Below are 21,676 nucleotides of genomic sequence, written 5' to 3'. Positions count from 1 at the left end.
ACTTTCACGCTCCTAACATCATCCTGATATGGCAAAACATTTATCTTTAGCCCACAAAAACCACTGATAAGCCCACTGATTACTCCCCTATCGGCGCACAAAAAAGGTGCCTTCCCTCTCCCGAGAGGGAGAGGGAAGGCACCTGATACCGAGGCTAGCTCAGCACTTAGTCAGCCAGGTTGATAATTGCGGCGCGAGAAGCGTTGACCACGCGCTTGATGGATTCGAGCACCTCGGCTGAGAGGGCTGAGTCCAGGGCAAGGACGCAGAGGGCTTCAGCGTTCTTGTCATTGCGGGAGACCTGCATACCGGCGATGTTAATGGAAGCGGTGCCCAGCAGGGTACCGATAGCGGCAATGACGCCCGGGCGGTCTTCGTATTCGAGCACCAGCATGTGGTCGGTGATGGGGATTTCGATATCATAACCGTTGACGTTGGTCAGTTTCTCGATGAGCTTGGGGCCGGTGACGGTACCGGCGACGGAGACCACTTCACCGTTAGCGAGAGCACCGGTGAGTACGGTTTCATTGCGGAAGTACTCGGTATCGGTGGTGGTAACCAGCTCGACCTCAACGCCGCGCTGTTCGGCTAGCACGGGGGCGTTGACGTAGGAAACCTTGTCTGAGACGACGTCGGTGAAGACACCCTTGAGGGCTGAGAGCTTGAGGGAGGTGACGTCCTTGGTGGCGATTTCGCCGGCGATCTTGACCTCGACACGGGTGAGGGCTTCATCGCCGCCGATGGCGGTGAGGATGCGGCCAACCTTCTCTGCCAGGGGGACGCCGGGGCGGACGTCCTTGTCGATGGCGCCACCTGCGACGTTGACGGCATCGGGCACCAGGTCGCCTTCAAGGGCCAGACGCACAGATTTTGCAACCGAGATACCTGCCTTTTCCTGGGCTTCGAAGGTGGAGGCACCCAGGTGGGGGGTGGCAACGACGTTGGGCAGCTCAACGAAGGGCACGTTCTTGGCGGGTTCCTTGACGTAGACGTCGATGGCAGCGCCAGCAATTTCACCCGAGCGCAGGGCTGCGTCGAGGTCTGCTTCGTCGATCAGGCCACCGCGGGCTACGTTGACCACGTAGGCGGTTTTCTTCATCTTCTTGAAGCTCTCGGCGTTGATCATGCCCAGGGTTTCGGGGGTGCGGGGCATGTGGATGGTGATGAAGTCAGAGCGCTCCACTAGCTCATCCAGTTCAACCAGTTCTGCGCCCAGGGCTGCTGCGCGGGCTGAGGTGATGAAGGGGTCGTAGGCGATAATCTCGGTGCCGAAGGCCTTGAGGCGTTCTGCAACCAGACCACCGATTCGGCCCAGGCCGATAATACCGATGGTCTTTTCAAAGAGCTCGACGCCTGAGAAGGCGGAGCGCTTCCACTGGCCTGCCTTCATGGAGGCATCGGCGGCTGAGATGTTGCGGGCAAGCCCCAGGATGTGCCCGACGGTGAGTTCTGCTGCGGAAATGACGTTAGAGGTGGGAGCGTTGACCACCATGACGCCGGCCTTGGTTGCGGCCTTGATATCGACGTTGTCGAGGCCAACGCCCGCGCGGGCAATGACCTTGAGCTTCTTGGCAGCGGCAATGGCTTCTGCGTCGACCTGGGTGGCTGAGCGCACCAGAATGGCGTCTACATCGGCAATGGCGGGGATGAGTTCGTCGCGGTTGGCGCCGTCGCAGGAGCGGATTTCAAAGTCGGGGCCCAGGGCTTCAACGGTGGCGGGTGAGAGTTCTTCAGCGAGCAGAACGACGGGTTTTGCAGTCACAGGTGGTTTCCTTAGATAGCGGGTGACGGTTAGAGAAAGTGGGGCAGCTGGCGCTTCGGACCCTAAGGACGCCGCTGGCAGGGGGGCTCTGTAAAGAGCAGGAGTGCGGTGGTTAGGCTACAGTTCACCGTACGGCTGTAGCTAGACCGCTCCCCCAGTTTACTGGGGGTTGGCAAGAGCCGGCCACCTTGCCCTGGGTGGGTGAGGTAGCCGGCTCTTGAGAGTTCACTGCTGGTGCAGGTGAGAGTAGCTTGGCTTAGCGGGCAACTGAGCCGTCGACGTAGTCTGAGTCAACGGAGTTGTTCCAGGCAAAGAGCTTGCGCAGTTCGCGGCCGGTTGCTTCGATGGGGTGGGCTTCGCCCTTGGCACGCAGTTCCTTGAACTCGGGGCCGCCGGCTGCCTGGTCTTCCATGAAGCGCTTGGCGAAGGTACCGTCCTGAATGTCGGCCAGAACAGCCTTCATGTTTTCCTTAACCTCGGGGGTGATCACACGGGGGCCTGAGACGTAGTCGCCGTATTCGGCGGTGTCTGAGATGGACCAGCGCTGCTTGGCGATGCCACCCTCAATCATGAGGTCAACAATCAGCTTGAGCTCGTGCAGCACCTCGAAGTAGGCGATTTCCGGCTGGTAGCCAGCTTCGGTCAGGGTTTCGAAGCCGTACTGAATCAGCTGGGAAGCGCCACCGCAGAGTACTGCCTGCTCGCCGAAGAGGTCTGATTCAGCTTCTTCCTTGAAGGTGGTCTCGATAACGCCTGCGCGGGTTGCACCCATAGCCTTGGCGTAGGCCAGGGCCAGGTCGAGGGCCTTACCTGAGGCGTCCTTTTCAACGGCAACGAGGGCGGGCACGGCGCGGCCTGCCTCAAATTCGCGGCGGACGGTGTGGCCGGGGCCCTTGGGGGCAACCATGGCAACGTCGACACCCTCGGGAGCTTCGATGTAGCCGAAGACAATGTTGAAGCCGTGAGCGAAGAAGAGGGCGTCACCTTCGTTGAGGTTGGGGGCGATGTCATTCTTGTAGACCTCTGCCTGAACCTGGTCGGGGGTGAGGATCATGATGACGTCTGCTTCTGCTGCTGCTTCTGCAACGGTGAGGACGCGCAGGCCCTCTGCTTCTGCCTTGGCGCGTGACTTTGAGCCTTCTGCAAGACCAACGCGGACGTCTACGCCTGAGTCACGCAGGTTGAGGGCGTGGGCGTGGCCCTGGGAACCGTAGCCGATGATGGCGACGGAGCGTTCTGCGATGTTCGCCAGATCTGCGTCGTCGTTGTAGTAGATCTTTGCCATGGTGTTCGATCTCCTTGATCGGTTGAGGGGCAGCAGCTGCTGCTAAACCTTGGTTGTGATGAACCGTTAGTCTCTAGCCTAGTAGGTTCGGCCAGTTTTGAGACGTGGGTTTCATATTTTGGAACGATATTTTTGGGCGGCTCTTGCCCTAGCCACGCAGGGCCTTTTCGCTCATGGAGCGAGGGCCGCGGGAAAGCCCGATAGTGCCAGCACGCACGATTTCGCGGACGCCAAAGGGTTCAAGCACCTCAAGCAGGGCGTTAATCTTATTGGCAGAGCCGGTGGCCTCGATAATGACAGACTCGGTAGAGACGTCCACAATCTTGGCGCGGAAGAGGTCGGCGGCCTGGGTGACCTGGATGCGGGCTGCCGCGTCCGCCTTGACCTTGATGAGAATATGGTCTCGCTGTGCCGACTGTTCGTCGGGCAGTTCCACAATCTTGAGCACGTGAATCAGCTTGTTGAGCTGTTTGGTGACCTGCTCAAGCAGCACGCCCTCGGCGTCGACCACCACGGTGATGCGGGAGATGCCGGGAACTTCGGTGGGACCAACGGCCAGGGAATCAATGTTGAACATGCGGCGGGCAAAGAGACCTGAGACTCTGGCCAGCACGCCGGGCTTATCTTCTACAAGAACCGAGAGGGTGTGGCGGCTCATAGCATCTCCTCATCTTCGCCCCAGGAGGGTGAGATATCTTTAGCAATCTGAATCTGGTCGTTCGATACACCGGCGGGCACCATGGGCCAGACTAGGGCATCGGGGCTGACGTTGAAGTCTACGACGACGGGGCGGTCGTTGATCGCCAGGGCCTGCTTGATAGTTTCTTCTACGTCTGCATCGCTCTCGCAGCGCAGGGCTGCGCAGCCGTAGGCTTCAGCCAGTTTGACGAAGTCAGGCACGCGCTCGGTACCCATGCCGGTCTTGAGGTGGGTGTTGGAGTAGCGGCCATCATAGAAGAGGTTCTGCCACTGGCGCACCATGCCCAAGGACGAGTTGTTGATAATGGCAACCTTGATGGGGATGTTGTTCTGTACGCAGGTGGCCAGTTCCTGGTTGGTCATCTGGAAGCAGCCATCACCGTCAATAGCCCACACGACAGAGTCGGGGAAGGCAACCTTGACGCCCATAGCGGCGGGGACGGAGAAGCCCATGGTGCCCAAACCTGCTGAGTTGATGAAGTGGCGGGGGTTTTCACTCTGGATAAACTGGGCTGCCCACATCTGGTGCTGGCCCACACCGGTGACGTAGTAGGCATCGGGGCCGGTGAGCTCGCTCAGCTTTTCGATGACGAATTGGGGGGAGCCCAGGCCGTCATCAGTCTTGGTGTAGCCCAGCGGGAAGGTTTCCTTGAACCGGTTAACCAGCTTCCACCAGTGCGAAAGGTCGGGAAGTTCAGAAGCAAACTCGCCCTCGAGAATCTCATTAAGCTCGGGAAGTACGTAGCGCAGATCCCCCACGATGGGTACGTCGGCAATACGAATCTTTGAGATTTCTGCGGGGTCTACATCGACGTGGATGACCTTAGCGTGCGGAGCAAATTCCGAGACGACGCCGGTGACGCGGTCGTCAAAACGGGCGCCCAGGGCAATGAGCAGGTCAGACTTCTGCATGGCGGTTACAGCAGGTACCGTACCGTGCATGCCCGGCATACCCAGGTTCTGGGGGTCTGAGTCAGGGTAAGCACCGCGGGCGGTCAGGGTGGTGACGACGGGGGCACCAATGGTTTTAGCAAGCTTGAGCAGCTCGTCGGACGCTTCAGCGCGGACGACACCGCCGCCCACATAGAGGACGGGGCGCTGGGACTCGGTAATAAGCTTAGCCGCTTCGCGAATCTGCTTGGAGTGGCCGCGGGTGACGGGATTGTAGCCGCGGGGGACGGTGTTAGCGGGCGGCCAGGAGAAGTCCATCATGCCCTGCTGGGCGTCCTTGGTAATGTCAACGAGGACGGGGCCCGGTCGGCCGGTTGCAGCGATTTTGAAGGCGGTGGCGATGCAGCGCGGAATCTCTTGGGCATCGCGCACCATGAAGGAGTGCTTGGTGATGGGCATGGTCATACCCACAATGTCAGCTTCCTGGAAGGCGTCGGTGCCAATCACCTTTGAAGAGACCTGGCCGGTGATGCACACCAGGGGCACAGAGTCCATATTGGCGTCTGCGATGGCGGTGAGCAGGTTGGTGGCGCCGGGGCCCGAGGTGGCGATAGCTACGCCGACCTTACCGCTGGCGATCGCGTAGCCTTCTGCTGCGTGCCCTGCCCCCTGTTCGTGGCGCACCAGAATGTGGTTGAGCTTTTCAGAATCAAAGAGGGGGTCATAGGTGGGCAGAATCGCGCCACCGGGCAGGCCGAAGATATCGGTTACACCCAGTTCTTCGAGGGAGCGGACGATGGCTTGAGAGCCGGTCATGCGCTCTACCGGTGAGGTTTCTGAGCTGCTACGGTTGCCCAGGTTTTTGGCTAGATCTGCAGGGTTGATGGGATTTCCCGCTGTCATTGGTGATCCTCGCGATGGTCTGAAGATGATCTTGTGTGTGAGCGGTGGGTGCGCCCGTTGGGTGTAGGTAGTGCCGGGTTGCGGATAAACCTAGAAAAAAACCCTCCGCTTGGTTGAGCGAAGGGTGCGCACGCCGTAAGACACATCAAAGACTTATGCTGCACACTCGTTCACGAGTCGCACCACAAGAATAATCTGTGACTGCTGGCGTGTTGTCATACCCTTTATTCTTGGTGCTCAAGGGCACACCGGTCAAACCAGTCTTAGAATATGACACAGCCAGCTCACCTCTCAGACACCAACGGGGAGAGGTAAGGCGGTCTAGCCTGGTCAAACGACACAAAGCTGCACATCGTCATTTAAAGACTTTTAGGCAATCAGTAGCACTTTTCTAGCCAAGACTTCAGCTATAGCACGTAGACTGATGGCATGACTGAACCCCAGCTCACCAGTAGTGAAATCGCCAAGACCCTGCATACTGTCTTCGATAGTCAGATTATTAACTATGGGGCCTACAACCTGGTTTTTGCTACAGGTTCATCTATCTACCGAAACCCCGATGTAGCATCCCGCCAGGAAGAGGATCAAAGCCATTTCCTCATTGGCTACAGGGATACCCCGCGAGAGGCCGTCATTGCCCCGCTCTCTCTACCCGAAGTCCGTGGCACCGGGACACCCACCTCCATCGACAACACTAACGCCGCACGCACTTTCACTCTTTCAGAGTTTTCATTTGGGCTAGAGTCCACAAACGGCACCTCATTTTCCCTCACCTTTGAGCCACAGATGACTGTACAAACCTCAGAAGGTAGTGGCGTGCTCGACCAGGCACTTGATATCGAAGATTTCAAGCGTGTCATTATTGAGGCTTGGGAGCTCTAGCTCCCGTCCACTCATAAAAACTGCCCTCAGTGGAATGCCAGCCAGCCTGGTCAGTACATACAAAAAAGGAGCCCGACCGGATAACCGGTCGGGCTTCTTACACTGTGCGCCCCCTGGGACTCGAACCCAGAACCCATTGATTAAGAGTCAATTGCTCTGCCAATTGAGCTAGAGGCGCATATTTACTTGTCAGACCGAGAACCTGTCTCAGCAACGGGTTCTACTATACGCAGCTTTTTTGAGGCACGCAAGCCGAAAAGAGTATTTGTGAGCGCTTCCACAAAATAGCAGATCTTCACATCTAAAAAATATATAAGCACACAAAGAAACCCGACCGGATAACCGGTCGGGCTTCTTACACTGTGCGCCCCCTGGGACTCGAACCCAGAACCCATTGATTAAGAGTCAATTGCTCTGCCAATTGAGCTAGAGGCGCATATTTACTTGTCAGACCGAGAACCTGTCTCAGCAACGGGTTCTACTATACGCAGCTTTTTTGAGGCGCGCAAGCCGAAAAGGGTGTTTGTGAGCACCTTCATAAAAAGCGTATATGTACAGCCCATACAGAAGGCCTCCCGCCGTATCGGCAGGAGGCCCAGAAGCACTATTTACGGTACTCAGCAATCATCTCTGGCGTAATAACGTCCATAACAGCGGTATTGACGCGCTCAACGACAGGCTCCGCGACATTAGCCTCGGGTACGTCGGCTTCTGCCGACGGAGCCTCTGCTAAAGATTTAGTAATAGCCCCAATCTGGGTGGTGCGCTCACCGGCAACATCATCGAGCACCTCTCCACCACCATGGTATTCATTGAGGCTTTCGATAATATGAATGAGCATTTCGCGAAATTCAGGGTTTGAAAGCTCGCCGGCAGATCCCAGCTTGCGGTCAATATTCTCAGCTTCAGCCAACACACGCCGCCCCTCTTCGGTGATACCGAGAAGGTAGCTACGGCGATCTATGGTGTTCCTGGTGCGAAATACATGGCCGTGCGCTTCAAGACGGGCAAGGGTTTTACCCATGGTCTGTGCCTGCACACCTACGAGGGAGGCAACTTTCACCTGTGAAATCATGCCTTCGCGGGCGATGACACCGAGAGCTGTTACGCCAGCATGAGTGAGCCCAAGTGACTTCAGCTGATCGTTCCAGCTGTATTCCAGCATACGCGCTGCAGTTGAGAGGAGTCGATTAATCGACCAATTACGAATTTCTGGCATAGCACCATTATAAGCATACTCACCACTTATATGCCTAGACATGACAGGTGCTTGACACAATCCACCGTACACTGAGTAATTATTGAACAACCCTGTTTTTCCGCTAAAAATCAGCGCTCCTTGCCCCTGATAAGCTGGAAGCAAGGCCGCAGCCCGGTGGGTTGCACCCCTATTCTGTTCACCATGTGAAAGGACGCCCGTGGAACGACTTACTCCGGGAACCCCCGCACCCCAGTTCACCCTGCCCGCTGCAGGAGGTGGAACTGTTACCCTGGCCGACTACGCAGGGCAGAAGGTAATCATCTACTTTTACCCCAAGGCATCTACCCCCGGGTGCACCACCCAGGCCTGCGACTTTAGAGATAATCTGGCCTCGCTCACCTCGCACGGCTACGCCGTCCTGGGCATCTCGCCCGATAGCGTCAAGGCCCTCGATACCTTCACTGAGAACCAGGAACTCACTTTCCCCCTGCTCTCTGACGAAGACCACGCGGTTGCGGAAGCCTACGGAGCCTGGGGCGAAAAGAAAAACTATGGCAAGACCTACGTAGGTCTAATCCGTTCCACTCTCGTCATTGATGAAAAGGGCATCATAGAGGTCGCCCAATACAACGTCCGGGCCAAGGGGCATGTTGCAAAGCTGCGCCGAGATCTAGGCATCGACGCATAACCACGACGGCCGTATTTAGCAAAACCTCTCAAGGTGTTGTAGCATAGACACTGTTGTGCTGACAGCACCGCATGCGCGAGTGGTGAAATTGGCAGACACGCAGGATTTAGGTTCCTGTGCCTTACGGCGTGAGGGTTCAAGTCCCTCCTCGCGCACATAGACGAAACACCCGTTCAGCCCGGTTTATCCACGGTTGGACGGGTTTTTTGATAGCTAAAACCTGACGGTAAGGTCTAGTAAGGTCTAGGTCAACGTGCCTCAGAACGAAGGGGATTCTCTTATGGCAGCATCAGCCCTGTCTCGCCGCACTCTGCTTCACTATGGTTCCATACTTACCGCTGGGCTAGCCCTTTCAGCCTGTTCGAGCCCGACTGAAGCCAACCCCGCAGCGTCTGCCTCCTCCACCGATAGCACAGGCCCCACCTTCCGTTTTGCCCAGGGCGCGCAAGTACTCACCCTTGACCCGGCAGCGACCTACCGGGTAGAAAGCCACCGCATCAGCGCCCAAATTCTAGAACCTCTAGTTCGATCTGATGTCAACACAGGTGAGCCCGCCCCCTCTCTTGCAACCAGCTGGGAGACTAGCGAGGACGGTCTCACCTACACCTTTGATCTGGTTGAGAATGCCACCTTTAGCGATGGCACCCCGTTGACAGCCAGTAGCGTACTGGCCAATATCGAGCGTTGGTCTACTCTGGGAAAAACTGCTCTCACCCGTATGACTCAGCCATTTCATCAGCTCTTTGGCAGCGCTAAAGCCGCAGACGGCAACGAGATTAAGCCCCTGGTGACCGCCTGGTCGGCACCTACAGATACTAGCCTTGCCATCGTTCTCAGCCGACCTTCTCACAGTTTTCTCAAGGCCCTGAGCCAGCCAGCCTACGGGGTTGTTCTACCCAGCAGTATCGGGGCGGACGGCTACCTCACCGGCTCCCCCATAGGAACCGGAGCGTTTACGCTGAGTTCCTGGGATGGCGGTACCGCCGTCCTCACCCGTAACAGTTCCTACCGGGGCGAGCCCGCCGACCTCGGTGCCATCGAGTTCCTTACCATCCCCGATGCCGAAAAACGCTACTACAACCTGCTCAAAGGTAGCATTGACGCCTACGACCAGGTAGCCCTCAAAGACTACGTCCCCCTGGCCCTTGACGGTTACGCTGTGCAGTCCCGCGACCCCTACGCAATTGCTTATATCGGCATCAACCTCTCCCACCCTGCCTTCGACGATGCCCGGGTCCGTCAGGCACTAGCCCGCTCCATCGACCGGGCTGCCATCGTCGAGACCTATTACCCCCAGGGCACCCATACCGCCCCCGACTTCATCCCCGCCCTCTTCCAGATGAAGAAAGAGGACATGGAGCAGGTCTACACCTATAACCTCACCCGCGCCAAAGAACTTCTCAAGGCCAGCACCTACGCCAACCAGGCCATTGATTTCTACTACCCGGTCAACCTGTCACAGCCGTCCCTGCCCTCACCCGAAGGTATCTACTCGCTCATCTCGGCCAACCTGGTCGAGGCAGGCTTCAATATTGTGCCCAAACCCTACCGCTGGTCGGACGCCGGTACCGAGGACATACCCACCGCCCACCCCGACTACGGGTTAGAACTGACCGGCTTTATCGGGGCTTTCCGCGACCCCACCACCTTTCTAGGGCATGTACTGACGCCGGCAGCGTCCGCCCCCACCACCATCAGCGAACCCAGCCCGAGCGCAAGCACCAGTGCCACCCCCTCCCCCACTTCCACAACAGCAGCTACCGAACCGACCAAGGCTATTGCCAGCTACGCCAGTATCCGCCAGGCTATCGACGAGGCTGATACCCGCACCGATATCGCCGAATGGCGGGAAGCCTACAAGGACATTAATAACCAGGTAGCCAACCTGCTTTCTGCAATTCCTCTGGCCTACCCTGTCTCGGGCGTCACCCAGGGCCAGCGGGTGCGCACCTACACGGTGAGCGCCACCTGCATCGATGATTTCTCCACCGTGCACATCGACGACTAGCCCACCGCGGGCGTCCGCAAAAGTGCGTCAAAGAACCGCACGTGTTAGGTACGTCGCCCTATCTGTACTACGCTAAAGATGAGAACGGGGCCGAGCGGCTCCACCCCAGCCGGTGTCCAGCGTCGGGCACCACAGTCTTAGAGTGACGGAGTGTCAATCACGTGGCAAACGAAGTACAGACCGATGTCGTCCTAGTGGGCGGCGGTATTATGAGCGCAACCCTGGGCGTCCTGCTCAAGGAAGTAGAGCCCACCTGGAATATCACCCTGCTGGAGCGTCTGGATCAGGTAGGCCAGGAGTCATCTAACCCCTGGAACAACGCTGGTACCGGCCACTCAGCGCTCTGCGAACTCAACTACGCCCCGGCAGGTCCCGACGGCACCGTAGACCCGGCCAAGGCACTGGGTATTAACGAGCAGTTCCAGGTTTCCCGCCAGCTCTGGGCCTCCCTGGTTGAAGAGGGCAAGATCAAGGACGCCAGCTTCATCAACCCCGTACCCCACATGTCCCTGGTCTTCGGTGAAGACCACGTGCGCTACCTGGGCAAGCGTTTTGAGGCCTTCGAGAACCAGAAGCTCTTTGAGCGCATGAAGTTCTCAACCGATTTTGACCAGATTCGCCAGTGGGCCCCCCTGGCCGTTGAGGGCCGCGACCCCAACCAGAAGATTGCCGCCACCTGGTCCCCCGAGGGTACCGACGTAGATTTCGGCAACCTCACCGAGCAGATGGTGGACTACCTGGTAGAGCAGGGCGTCACTGTCCAGTACGGCCAGCAGGTCACCAACCTCGAGCAGCAGAGCGACGGCAGCTGGCTGGTCAAGGTCAAGAACCGCCTCAACTCCGAGCACAGCCAGACCATTCGTGCCAAGTTTGTCTTCCTGGGTGCCGGTGGTGGTGCCCTCAACCTGCTGCAGAAGTCAGGTATTAAGGAAGGCAAGGGCTTCGGTGGCTTCCCCGTCTCGGGTCTTTTCTTCCGCAATACCAATGAAGAAACCGCCCTCAAGCACAATGCCAAGGTCTACGGTCAGGCTTCGGTAGGTGCCCCGCCCATGTCTGTGCCCCACCTCGACACCCGCTACGTGAACGGCAAACGCTCCCTGCTCTTTGGCCCCTACGCTGGCTTTAAGACCAACTTCCTCAAGCAGGGCTCCCTGCTCGATCTGCCCCTCTCCCTGCGTCCGGACAACCTGGTCCCCATGATTCGTGCAGGTCTGGACAACGTGGATCTCACCAAGTACCTCATCGGTGAACTGCTCAAGAACCGCGACGAGCGTGTAGCCTCTCTGCGCGAGTATTACCCCACCGCGGTAGCGGATGAGTGGGAGCTCATCACCGCCGGTCAGCGCGTGCAGGTTATTAAGAAGGACGCCAAGAAGGGCGGCGTGCTGCAGTTCGGTACCGAGCTCATCGCATCGGGCGACGGATCTATCGCGGCCCTGCTCGGTGCCTCCCCCGGCGCTTCAACCGCTGCCCCCATCATGCTGACCCTGCTGGCCCGTTGCTTCCCCGCCAAGATAAACCAGTGGGAACCCCGCATCAAGGAACTGGTGCCCGGCTACGGCATCAAGCTCAACGACAACCACGACCTGGCTGATGAGCTCTTTGCCCACACCGCCAAGGTGCTGGGTATCGATAACTAGCCCCCGGCGTCCGCCCACTACCGTGTGGGCTACCCTGTCTAATAGCTGCCCCGGCACCATGAGCCGGGGCAGCTACTGTTTTATCACGGAGCAGTCGCTCAGCCAGCTCAAAGATTTATCATGCTACTGATAAGATGTTTACTGATTAAATCACCGCATGCCCAAAGGACGACACTATGGCTCTCGAAGAACAAACCATTAGCCGGGCCGTTACAGAGGACGCCCACAAAGAGGCTCCCAAGCCCGCCAAGCTCTCAGATATGAGCGGCTCTAGCTGGAAGTACATCTTCAAGCGCGCCCTGAGCGAATTCACCAACGACGGCTGCACCGATCTGGCCGCCGCCCTAACCTACTTCACGGTGCTCTCTATCTTCCCCGGCCTACTGGCCGTGGTCTCTCTGCTGGGTGTCTTTGGGCAGGGTCAGCAGACCACCAACGCGATTCTCAACTTCCTTGAAGACTACGCCCCGGCTGAAATGCTGACCCTGCTGGAAGAGCCCATCACCCAGCTCACAAGCTCAAACGCCGCAGGTCTGGCCCTGGTGACCGGTGTGGTCGGTGCCCTCTGGACTGCCTCGGGCTACATCGGCGCCTTCGGCCGCTCCATGAACAAGATCTACGGTGTGGTAGAAGGCCGCCCCATCTGGAAGCTGCGCCCCTTCAACCTGCTGGTCACCGCCGCCATGGTACTGATTGTTGTTGCCATGATGCTGGTACTGCTTTCCTCTGAAGACGTGCTGACCACCCTGCAGAACGCCGTGCCCGCTATCGAACTCGGCGGCTTCATCGGCGTATGGATGTGGCTACGCTACCCCATCATGCTGATTCTGGCCGTTGTGCTCATTAGCCTGCTCTACTTTGCCACCCCCAACGTCAAGCAGCCCAAGTTCCGCTTCCTCACCCCCGGCGCCGCTATTGCCCTGATCGTGATGGCTATTGCTGGTCTGGGCTTCACCTTTTACGTCTCAAACTTCGGCTCCTACAATGCCACCTACGGCCTGATCGGTGGCGTTATCGTGATGCTGCTCTTCATCTGGATCATGAACAATGTGCTGCTGCTCGGCGCCCAGATTGACGCTGAGATTCAGCGCGGACGCGAGTTGCAGGCAGGTATCAAGGCTGAGGACGAGCTTCAGCTGCCCCCTCGCGATGACACCATGGCGATCAAACAGCAGGAGAAGAAGGAAAACCTCATCGAAGAGGGCCGCAAGATTCGCCTGGCCCATAACGGTGTTGATTTCCAGCAGATGGCCGAGAAGCAGGAGAAGAAGGACTCCGAGTAGGCCCTATGTGCGAGCCCTGTCTTTCGGTCGAGACTTACTGTGCCCCCGTTGCCGGGGCGGACGCCCCGCCCCGGCTTCTTGAGGGCCAGCAGGTGGTGGCGGTGCACGGTTTTGCCTCCACCCCCGAGGTGACCTGGGAACGGACCGGTTGGGTGCGGCAGTTCCAGCGAGCAGGGGCAGATGTCCATCTGGTCACCCTGCCCTACCACCGGCTCGAAAAAACGGGGCACGAAGGAGCAGAAAGGTCTAGCGGGCAGATAGCCGTCACCTGGCAGCAAGAAGGGCTAGTGGCTTCCCTGGGCACAGCCCTTGCACAGGCTCTAGCAGATGTAGATACACCGGTTCATCTGCTGGGCTATTCCCTGGGCGCCCGCATCTGCTGGCAGGTAGCGCTCAGCTCCCCGCACCTAGTACAGAGCCTGACGCTCGGAGGCCTGCCCCTAGCAACCCACCTCGATAAGGTGCAGTCCTATCTATCGGCGCCTTCCTCCGCCCCCGGTACCTCCCTGCCAGAGGGACTCCAGGCTGTCCTCGACGCCAGCCCCCTGCCCCGCGCTGCACTGGCTGCTTTTACAGCCCAGCCGGTTGAGCCTTTCACACGGAACAAACTACCTACCTGCCCTACCCTCCTCTTTGCCGGCAGCGACGATACCCTAGCCACAGGGCTCCCTGCCCTTGCTGCTGCCCTGCCGCACCCGGCGTCCGCCTATCTAGAGCTAGCGGGCCGCGACCATATTAGTGCCCTGACCAGCGGGCAAGTCCGCCGGGCGTCCGCTGACTTCATGGCCCGTCATGCGGTCTCACGAGCTGGTAGCGAGCCGGACCACACGGTAGCGTAGAGAGTAGCAGCAGGTAGCTACCTGCCGGTATTTTTCCCCTCCCGCTATCGAAGGAGCCCCATGCACAAGGTCAAGGCCGTCGTCTCTCTGGCCAAGGATCAGCCCGTTGAAGTTGTTACCATCAATGTGCCCAACCCTATCAAGGGCGAGGCCCTGGTAAAGGTGCTCACCTGCGGTGTCTGCCAGACCGACCACCACTACGTCCAGGGCGGGGTCGGCAACGACTACCCCTACCTGCTGGGTCACGAGTCAGCCGGCATCGTCGAGGCTGTGGGCGAGGGCGTCACCAACGTTGCCCCCGGCGACCTGGTCATTCTCAACTGGCGGGCTGTCTGCGGCGAATGCCGGGCCTGTAAGAAGGGCAAGCCCCAGTACTGCTTCGCCACCCACAACGCTACCCAGAAGATGACCCTGGAAGATGGCACCGAGCTCTCCCCCGCCTTGGGTATCGGTTCCTTTGCCGAGAAGACCCTGGTGGCAGCCGGCCAGTGCACCAAGATTGATGCTGAGCTGACCGAGGACCAGTACGCCGCTATCGGCCTGCTGGGCTGCGGCGTCACCGCCGGTCTGGGCGCTGTTCTCAACACCGGTGAAGTAGCCCGCGGCGAGTCAGTTGCCGTCATCGGCTGCGGCGGTGTAGGTACTGCCGCTGTTGCCGGCGCCAAGCTGGGCGGGGCAACCACCATCATCGCCGTTGATATCGACGACGAGAAGCTGGCCCGAGCCAAGGAGCACGGCGCCACCCATGTGATCAACTCTAAAAACCAGGACCCGGTAGCCGCTATCAAGGAGCTCACCGACGGCTTCGGCGCCGACCTGGTTATTGACGCTGTGGGCGTTGAAGTCACCTTCAAGCAGGCCTTTGAGGCCCGCGACCTGGCCGGACGCGTCGTTCTGGTAGGCGTGCCCGCCCCCGGCACCACCTGGCAGGCTCCCCTCGATGAGGTCTTCGGGCGCGGCGGCTCCATCAAGTCAGCCTGGTATGGCGACACCCTGCCCTCCCGCGACTTCCCCATGTTCGTTCAGCACTACCAGCTGGGCAACCTCGACCTGGACGGCTTCGTCTCAGAACGCATCAGCCTTGACCAGGTCAACGAGGCTTTCGAAACCATGAAGACCGGTAAGGTGCTTCGCTCGGTCGTTGAGCTCTAGGAGTTATCACCATGACAGAACGCATTGAACGAGTTGTCACCTCCGGCACCTTTTCCCTGGACGGGGGCACCTGGGACGTCGATAACAACGTCTGGATTATCGGCAACGACACTTCCGTGGTCATCATCGACCCCGCCCACGACGTCGATAAGATTTCAGCCAAGGTTGCAGGGCGAACCGTTGAGAAAATCCTGCTGACCCACGCCCACGACGACCACATCCGCTCCGCCAGGGAAGCCGCCGACCGATTCGGCGCCCCGGTCTACCTCAACCCGGCAGACCGTCCGCTCTGGGAGATGGTCTACCCCTCCTGGGACTTCGACAAAGACCTGGCAGAGGGCGATACCATTACCATCGGCTCCACCGAGCTGAACGTCCTGGCAACCCCGGGCCACTCCCCCGGCTCCGTCTGCTTCTACGCCCCCACCCTCTCCTGGGAGAATTCAGAGGGCGTGCTCTTCTCGGGCGATACTCTGTTCAACGGAGGGCCGGGCGCCACGGGCCGCTCCTTCTCCAGCTTCGAAACCATCATCGAGTCAATCTCAACCAAGCTCTTAACCCTGCCCGAATCCACCGCTGTGCTCACCGGCCACGGGGACTCCACCGGCATCGGCCTAGAAACCCCCGAACTCGAGAACTGGATCAAGCGCGGCCACTAGCCGCGAGGGCGTCCGCTCCCTCAACCTATACCAAGGGGCCCTACCGTCAGCTGACGGTAGGGCCCCTTGTGTTTGGAATGATGAGGGTGCGGCGCTAGGGCAGTAGCGCCAAACGCTCCTCGTAGGTGCGACGCCACAAGAACCCGTAGAGATGCCCCAGGCAGAAGTAGATCGCAGCGGCGATGAGAGGAATAATCAGGGCCACCTGGTAGCTGTAGGAGCCGCTCAAGTCGGCTGCCCACACGAACCCTACCGCGATACCGCCCAGGGAACATGCCTGCAGGGTAGAAAGAGCGAGATCGAGGTTTTTGCGCACCGAGAGGCTGGTGGCCACCGAGTCCATGGTGACCAGGCAAATACCGTAGGCAAGACCCACACAAATCAGAGGGACCACCATGCCCACAGCTGAGGTGGGCAGAGACAGGGTCATGGTGGTGAGGGTCAGGCCCACCCCGCTCACCAGCCAGGCCCCCCACCCGAACATGGGCAGGCGCTCAAAGAGCACAAACAGGGCAGAGATAACCGCGCACAGACCGAGTAGGGCAATGAGGAAGCCGGTGACGCCTATCTGGTCGGTTGAAATGGCGTAGGCCACGATAGCTGCCTGGGTAGCGCCCAGGGATAGGCCTAAGCAGATGGTGCCCAGCTGGGGTATCCAGAGCAGGGAGCGGCTTACACCGCGCAGGGGCTTGCGGCGGTTGCCCCCGCTGACATCTCGGGTCTCAACCGGCAGGTTTTCCGGGCGCCACAGTAGCATGAGCAGGCCCAGCACATCGAGCACGATGACCGCGAACAGGGCTGACTGGGCCGTCAAAAAGACCGTGGTCATACCGGCAATAACGGCCCCGGCGGGCAGGGCGATGACGTCGAACATGGTTTCAAGCGAAATGGACGCGTTGAGCTTACGGCGGTCCTTGGTGGTGAGGTACTCGGCGCTCCAGTAGCTTCGCATCACCGCCCCCAGCGGCACGGTGGTCACACCCGTCACCGCGCAGGCTGCGAGGAACCGGCCAATAGACCCGCTACTGGTCTCAGCAAAGCGCAGCGACTCCAACATCAGCCAGATCAGGGCCAGAATATTGAGCACGGTAACGGCAAAGAAAATTCTTCGCTGGCCCCAGCGCTCAGAAATCGACCGATAGACCGGCACCATGAGAGCCGCACTCAGTCCCACTGTACCGGCGGCATACCCGCCGAGAGTGGCCTCATTGTTCTGCACGGCCAGCATCATCATCACCGCCAGCATCACCATAGCCGCAGGTAGGCGCATGAGCAGGGAGAAGAAGAGGAAGCGCCAGCCATGGGCCAGCAGCAAATCGCGAATACGGGTGCGGGCGTACTGGGTTGAAATACGCAGGCGAGTGACTCTTTCGCTCACGTTATTCCGCAGGTCTGAGCCACTGGGCCACTGGCGGTCATGCCGGTAGCCCAGCCCCGTGCGGAGAGAAGAGCTACGATTCTTGGGGTTACGGTGGGGGCTCACGCTGCTCCTGCATCTGCGACCAGAGATGAGCCCTGGGGCGAGCTTGTAAGGACGATGTGCTTGTTAATGCGGTTCTTCATCTCGGCCACATGCGAGATAAGGCCGATGACTCTCCCCCGCTCACGCAGGGAGTCAATGGTGGTCATGACCTCTTCGAGGGTTTCATCGTCGAGAGAGCCAAAGCCTTCGTCAACGAAGAGGGTGTCGATGTCGATACCGCCGTTGGCCTGCTGCACCACGTCGGCAAGACCCAGTGCCAGGGCCAGGGACGCCATGAAGGTTTCACCGCCCGAGAGGCTTTCGGGGCGGCGGCTGGCGTTGTGCCAGGCATCGAAGATGTCGATAGCCAGGCCGGATTTCTTGTTGCGCCCCTCTGCCCGGTCGGTGTGTTCCAGGCGGTAGCGGCCGTGGGTCATTTTTTCGAGGTGCTCGCTGGCTGCCTCCGCGACCTCGGCGAGCTGGTAGGCCAGCACGTAGGACGTCAGCGTCATGTGCAGGCGGTTATCACTGCCGGGGGCCGCTGTGGCGGTCGCTGCGAGCTCGCGTTTGAGATGGGCGTCTTCCAGTAGCAGGCGGCTCTTTTCTAGGGTCGCTTCGAGCAGGCTCAGCACCTCGTGCAGCTCCTCGCGAGCACCGGTGAGGCGGGTGGCATGGCTAATGAAGCTATCGCGCTGGGCGCTGAGCTGGGCAATTGCTACCTTGAGCTGGGCTAGTTGTTCGGGGGCAGGTGGTTGGCCGCCGTCCGACTGGAGCTGGGCGATAGCTGCCAGGGCGGGGCTAGTGAGCTGGGCTGTGACTGCCAGGGTTCGGTCGCGGTGGGTGGTGATCTGCTGCTCTAGCTGGCTGGCCTGGGTCTTGGTGAGTAGCTGGGCTTTTACCTGCTGGGCGTCCTTGAGCTGGGCTTCTTGTGGGGCCTTGTTCAGTTCTTCCTGGGCGGACGCCTGGGCTTGGGCCTGCCGCTCCTGGTCGGCGTAGGCGGCGAGCAGGGTGGGCAGCTGTCTGGCTAGCCGGTTAAGGGTGGTGATACGGTCGGCTAGGCCTGGGCCCTGTCGGTGGGGTGCCAGCTCGGTTTCAAGGCTTTCTCGCTGAGCGGTGAGCTGGTGCAATTTGGCTTCTTCGCTCGTGTGCTGGCGTTCTGCTTCGGCCAGGTCTGCCCGGCTGGTCTCAAGGGTTTGTTCAGCGGTGGCGATGCGCTGGGCGAGGTTCTTGCGGTGGGCGACCTGGGCCTGGGCCTGGCTGAGGCTCTCTTGGGCAGAGGTCAGGGCTGCCCGAGCTTCTTCGGGTTCGGGTGTACCCTGCTCTATCAGCTGGTCGAGGGTGCTCTGGGCTGCGCTCAGGGCGGCGAGCGCCTGCTGGGCTTCTGCTTCTGCCGCGTCGCGCTGGTGCTTGGCGCGGGTGAGGGCTTCTTCGGTGACGGGTGGGGTGTTTTGGTCGTAGCTGGCGGGGGCGGGGTGGTCTGTGGAGCCGCAGACGCTACAGGGTTGGCCGTCGGTGAGGGTTTCGGCCAGAATCTGGGCGGCTGAGTCAAAGCGCTGGCGCTGGAGGGTTTCGGCCTGGGCGGACGCCTTCCGTCGGCTTTCTTCGGCCCCTTGGGAGGCCCGCTGGGCGGCTTCTAGGTTGGTGCGGGCCTGGGTGAGGCGGTCGGCGGCGGTGGCCCTGTCGCGAGCCTGGTCCAGCAGGGCGCGGGCAGCTTCTTCGCGGGCGGTAGCATGCTCGGTTTTCTCGTAGTCCTGGCGCTGCTGGGTGAGGCTCTGCTGGGCTTCTTCTAGGGCCTGGGTGAACTGGGTGCGGCGGGTGGTCAGACCCTGGAGGGTGCTGGTGCTGGCCTGTGCCTGAGCGGCCAGGTTTGCGATGTCTTTTTCTGCCTGCTGGTAGCGGGTGAGCTGGTCGATGTGGGCGCTGGTGAGTTCGCTCAGCTGCTGGCTGGCATCGTCGGTGAGGGCGGTCTCGAGGGCGGCCTGGGCTTGGGTGAGCAGGTCGTATTCGAGGGCAGTTTCGGTGAGGTTTTCCCGGGCGGACGCCAGGAGCATGCGGGTACTGCCCAGGTGGGTTTCTACCCGGTCTGCTGCCTGCCGGTAGGCGGTTGCTGCCTGTTCAGCCGCTGTTACCCGAGGCAGAATCTCGGCAGCTACCCGGTGTGCCTCAAGGCGGGTGCGGCTGGCAGCTATTTGGCTCTCCTCATGTGCCAGGGTTTCCTGTTCCTGGGTGAGCTTGAGATAGGTAGCCCAGTCTTTCTGTAGCTGGGTGGTTTCGGTGTGCTCGTTTGCCAGTGTTTCGAGGTCGTGGGCGGTTTTATCCCGCCGCTCTTCTAGATTCTGAATGAGATCTGTTAGCTGGCTAAGTACCTGGCGCAGGTAGTCGGGTAGGTCCACTACGGAGATGGGCCCGGTGTCTTCGGGGGCAGAAGGACTTTCAGTGTCTTCGTTTACCTCTTGCCCCAGGATCCGTTGTGCCTGGTCGGCCCGGGCTGCCTGCTCGGCACGTTCTGCCCGCTGCTCTAGCACCCGCAGGTCCTGCTGGGCAGCCTCGGCTGCCGCGGCGGCGTCCTTGGCGTATCTGTGGAGCAGGTCTTGTACCTTTTCGAAGTCCTCCGTGCCAAAGAGCTGCTTGAGCAGCTGCTCCCGCTCCCCGGAGGTAGCGACCAGGAAACGATGGAACTGCCCCTGGGGCAGCAGCATGACCTGGTTAAACTGCTGGGCGTTGAGGCCCAGCACAGAGAGCATGAAATCGCCGGCGTCCTTATGGCGGGTGATGGCCGGGTCTGGCTCCCAGCTGCCGGTGGCGGTATCAAACTTCTCAATCAGGGTTTTAGCCTGCTCGGTGATTGTACCCTCACCGCGTTTCTTGGGGCGCTCGTAGGCCGGGCTACGGTCAATCCGGTAGCGGTCGGTGCCGATGGTGCAGTCCAGCAGCACCCGGGGCTGCACATGGGGGTCAGCGAAACGGGATTTCAGGTCGGTGCGCCCCGATGAGGTGGAGCCGTAAAGGGCGTAGCAGATGGCATCGAGGATAGATGACTTGCCCGAACCGGTAGGGCCGTTGAGCAGGAAGATGCCCTCTCGGTTGAGATCGTCAAAGTCGATGGTGACGGTGCCCGGGAAGGGGCCGTAGGCGGTCAGTTCTAGTCGGTGAATTCGCATTTAGTCGCTCGCTCCCCTGGTACGGGCCTGGTCTAGGACGTCGGTGAGATAGGTGGCTTCAGCCTCGTTGAGGGCACGACCGCGCACATGCTCGTAGAAGGACTCGCAGATAGCCTGAATGCTCTGGCTCTCGCGGGTGCGGCGGTAGCTGTGCTCTGGGCGTTTCTCAGTGCCTTCAGGGGCGAAGAAAAGTTCCTGGACATGCTCGTAGTGGGCTTTGAGCCTATCGAGGGCAGCGGCTGGGCGCTCAGCATCGGTCAGGGTGATACTGACAAAAGCCCGGCCGTAGGCCTGCACGGTGCTTTCGGCAAGCACCTCGTCGAGAGTGCCTTTGAGGGTTTTGAGCACAAGGTGGGTCTGCCAGGTATGTTCACTCACCTCAATAGCGCCGTCAGGGGCTACGTCGATGATCCAGGCCCCCTTACGGTGGTTTTGCTCGCTGAAAGAATAGGCCAAAAGAGAGCCGGAATACCTGACGGTATCGGTAACCTTCTGCCGCCCGTGCAGGTGCCCCAGGGCTGTGTAGCTGGCAGCGGCAAAGGTGCTCACCGGCACCTGCTGTACCCCGCCTACCGAGATATCGCGTTCTGACTCTGAGGGCTCTGAACCCGTGGCAAAGCAGTGGGCAAGAACTACCGTAGCGGCAACCTGGCGGGTGGCGGCGTCCTCTTCCACCCTCCTCATAGCTTCAGCCAGCACGCTCGCGTGGCTGGCCTCGGTACCCCAGCGGGCAGCAATCGGACGCGGCTCTAGGTAGGGTATGCCGTAAAAGGCCACCTCAACGCCCCCGGCGGACAGCAGGACGGGTTGGCCCACCTGGGTTTGCGAGGTCACCAGGTGCACACCCGCAGCACTCAGCAAAGAAGATCCAAAGCCCAGGCGAATAGCCGAGTCGTGATTACCGCTCGTTGCTACCACCTGCGCCCCGGCCTGCACCAGGCGGGTCAGGGTACGGTCAAAAAGTTGCACGGTCTCGGTGCGGGGCTGGGCCTGATCATAGACATCCCCGCTGATCAGCACCACGTCGATGCCCTGTTCTTGAACCAGGTTCACCAGCTCATCGAGCAGCTGCTCGGCGTAGGAGTGCAGGGAGGTACCGTGAAAGGTACGGCCCAGGTGCCAGTCAGAGGTGTGCAAGATACGCATACCACCAGTTTAGTG

16 protein-coding genes and 3 tRNA genes are annotated in these 21,676 nt (G+C 60.0%); 9 read left to right on the top strand and 10 right to left on the bottom strand.

From position 1 onward, the window contains the following. Positions 1–166: 166 nt before the first annotated feature. The 4 genes from serA to HWU94_RS04520 all read right to left on the bottom strand — a co-directional run bounded on the left by serA (position 167) and on the right by HWU94_RS04520 (position 5,540). Positions 167–1,762, bottom strand: a complete 1,596-nt coding sequence (gene serA, locus HWU94_RS04535; protein ID WP_185174492.1) for a phosphoglycerate dehydrogenase — start codon at positions 1,760–1,762, stop codon at positions 167–169. Positions 1,763–2,018: 256 nt separating this feature from the next. Then, positions 2,019–3,047 (bottom strand): ketol-acid reductoisomerase, encoded by a 1,029-nt coding sequence (gene ilvC, locus HWU94_RS04530; protein ID WP_185174491.1) that lies wholly within the window; start codon positions 3,045–3,047, stop codon positions 2,019–2,021. 148 nt (positions 3,048–3,195) lie between these two features. Continuing rightward, positions 3,196–3,705, bottom strand: a complete 510-nt coding sequence (ilvN, locus tag HWU94_RS04525; RefSeq protein ID WP_185174490.1) for an acetolactate synthase small subunit — start codon at positions 3,703–3,705, stop codon at positions 3,196–3,198. Continuing rightward, positions 3,702–5,540, bottom strand: a complete 1,839-nt coding sequence (locus tag HWU94_RS04520; protein ID WP_185174489.1) for an acetolactate synthase large subunit — start codon at positions 5,538–5,540, stop codon at positions 3,702–3,704. The genes ilvN and HWU94_RS04520 overlap by 4 nt, the downstream gene beginning before the upstream one ends. A 429-nt stretch (positions 5,541–5,969) precedes the next feature. On the opposite strand from HWU94_RS04520, the gene HWU94_RS04515 reads away from it, so the two are divergent. Then, positions 5,970–6,422, top strand: coding sequence for a hypothetical protein (locus tag HWU94_RS04515; RefSeq protein ID WP_185174488.1), 453 nt, complete (start codon positions 5,970–5,972; stop codon positions 6,420–6,422). Positions 6,423–6,527: 105 nt separating this feature from the next. Here HWU94_RS04515 and HWU94_RS04510 read toward each other — a convergent pair. The 3 genes from HWU94_RS04510 to HWU94_RS04500 form a co-directional block, all read right to left on the bottom strand. Beyond that, positions 6,528–6,600, bottom strand: a tRNA-Lys gene (locus HWU94_RS04510). A gap of 185 nt (positions 6,601–6,785) precedes the next feature. Next, positions 6,786–6,858 (bottom strand) — tRNA-Lys (locus HWU94_RS04505). 168 nt (positions 6,859–7,026) lie between these two features. Further along, positions 7,027–7,641 (bottom strand): MarR family winged helix-turn-helix transcriptional regulator, encoded by a 615-nt coding sequence (locus tag HWU94_RS04500; protein ID WP_185174487.1) that lies wholly within the window; start codon positions 7,639–7,641, stop codon positions 7,027–7,029. A gap of 199 nt (positions 7,642–7,840) precedes the next feature. Here HWU94_RS04500 and bcp point away from each other — a divergent pair, with 199 nt between their 5' ends. The 8 genes from bcp to HWU94_RS04460 all read left to right on the top strand — a co-directional run bounded on the left by bcp (position 7,841) and on the right by HWU94_RS04460 (position 15,892). Then, the gene (bcp, locus tag HWU94_RS04495; protein WP_185174486.1) at positions 7,841–8,311 is read left to right on the top strand and encodes a thioredoxin-dependent thiol peroxidase; all 471 of its coding nucleotides are present in this window, start codon (positions 7,841–7,843) and stop codon (positions 8,309–8,311) included. 73 nt (positions 8,312–8,384) lie between these two features. Beyond that, positions 8,385–8,466: transfer RNA gene (locus HWU94_RS04490), tRNA-Leu, on the top strand. Positions 8,467–8,564: 98 nt separating this feature from the next. Then, complete coding sequence (locus HWU94_RS04485) at positions 8,565–10,319, top strand: ABC transporter substrate-binding protein (RefSeq protein ID WP_185174485.1); 1,755 nt, start codon at positions 8,565–8,567, stop codon at positions 10,317–10,319. 161 nt (positions 10,320–10,480) lie between these two features. Next, positions 10,481–11,959, top strand: a complete 1,479-nt coding sequence (locus HWU94_RS04480; protein ID WP_185174484.1) for a malate:quinone oxidoreductase — start codon at positions 10,481–10,483, stop codon at positions 11,957–11,959. A 176-nt stretch (positions 11,960–12,135) separates the two neighbouring features. Beyond that, positions 12,136–13,242: a YihY/virulence factor BrkB family protein gene (locus HWU94_RS04475; protein WP_185174483.1), complete on the top strand. Its 1,107-nt coding sequence runs from the start codon at positions 12,136–12,138 to the stop codon at positions 13,240–13,242. A 5-nt stretch (positions 13,243–13,247) separates the two neighbouring features. After that, positions 13,248–14,081 (top strand): alpha/beta fold hydrolase, encoded by an 834-nt coding sequence (locus HWU94_RS04470; protein WP_185174482.1) that lies wholly within the window; start codon positions 13,248–13,250, stop codon positions 14,079–14,081. A 60-nt stretch (positions 14,082–14,141) separates the two neighbouring features. Continuing rightward, positions 14,142–15,233, top strand: coding sequence for an S-(hydroxymethyl)mycothiol dehydrogenase (locus HWU94_RS04465; RefSeq protein WP_185174481.1), 1,092 nt, complete (start codon positions 14,142–14,144; stop codon positions 15,231–15,233). Positions 15,234–15,244: 11 nt separating this feature from the next. Next, positions 15,245–15,892, top strand: a complete 648-nt coding sequence (locus HWU94_RS04460) for an MBL fold metallo-hydrolase (RefSeq protein WP_185174480.1) — start codon at positions 15,245–15,247, stop codon at positions 15,890–15,892. A 94-nt stretch (positions 15,893–15,986) separates the two neighbouring features. On the opposite strand, the gene HWU94_RS04455 is transcribed toward HWU94_RS04460, so the two are convergent. Genes HWU94_RS04455 through HWU94_RS04445 form a run of 3 tightly spaced genes read right to left on the bottom strand, consistent with a single transcriptional unit; the run spans position 15,987 to position 21,661 of the window. After that, positions 15,987–17,375 (bottom strand): MFS transporter, encoded by a 1,389-nt coding sequence (locus HWU94_RS04455; RefSeq protein ID WP_185174479.1) that lies wholly within the window; start codon positions 17,373–17,375, stop codon positions 15,987–15,989. After that, positions 17,372–20,515 (bottom strand): AAA family ATPase, encoded by a 3,144-nt coding sequence (locus HWU94_RS04450; protein WP_185174478.1) that lies wholly within the window; start codon positions 20,513–20,515, stop codon positions 17,372–17,374. The genes HWU94_RS04455 and HWU94_RS04450 overlap by 4 nt, the downstream gene beginning before the upstream one ends. Then, a complete protein-coding gene (locus tag HWU94_RS04445; protein WP_185174477.1) occupies positions 20,516–21,661 on the bottom strand; it encodes an exonuclease SbcCD subunit D in 1,146 nt (381 codons plus the stop codon). It abuts the gene before it with no gap. Between the last annotated feature and the right edge of the window lie 15 nt (positions 21,662–21,676).

Source organism: Rothia nasimurium (genome assembly GCF_014217215.1).
Lineage (GTDB): Bacteria > Actinomycetota > Actinomycetes > Actinomycetales > Micrococcaceae > Rothia > Rothia avistercoris.
This window is presented reverse-complemented; position numbering and strand designations above follow the sequence as displayed.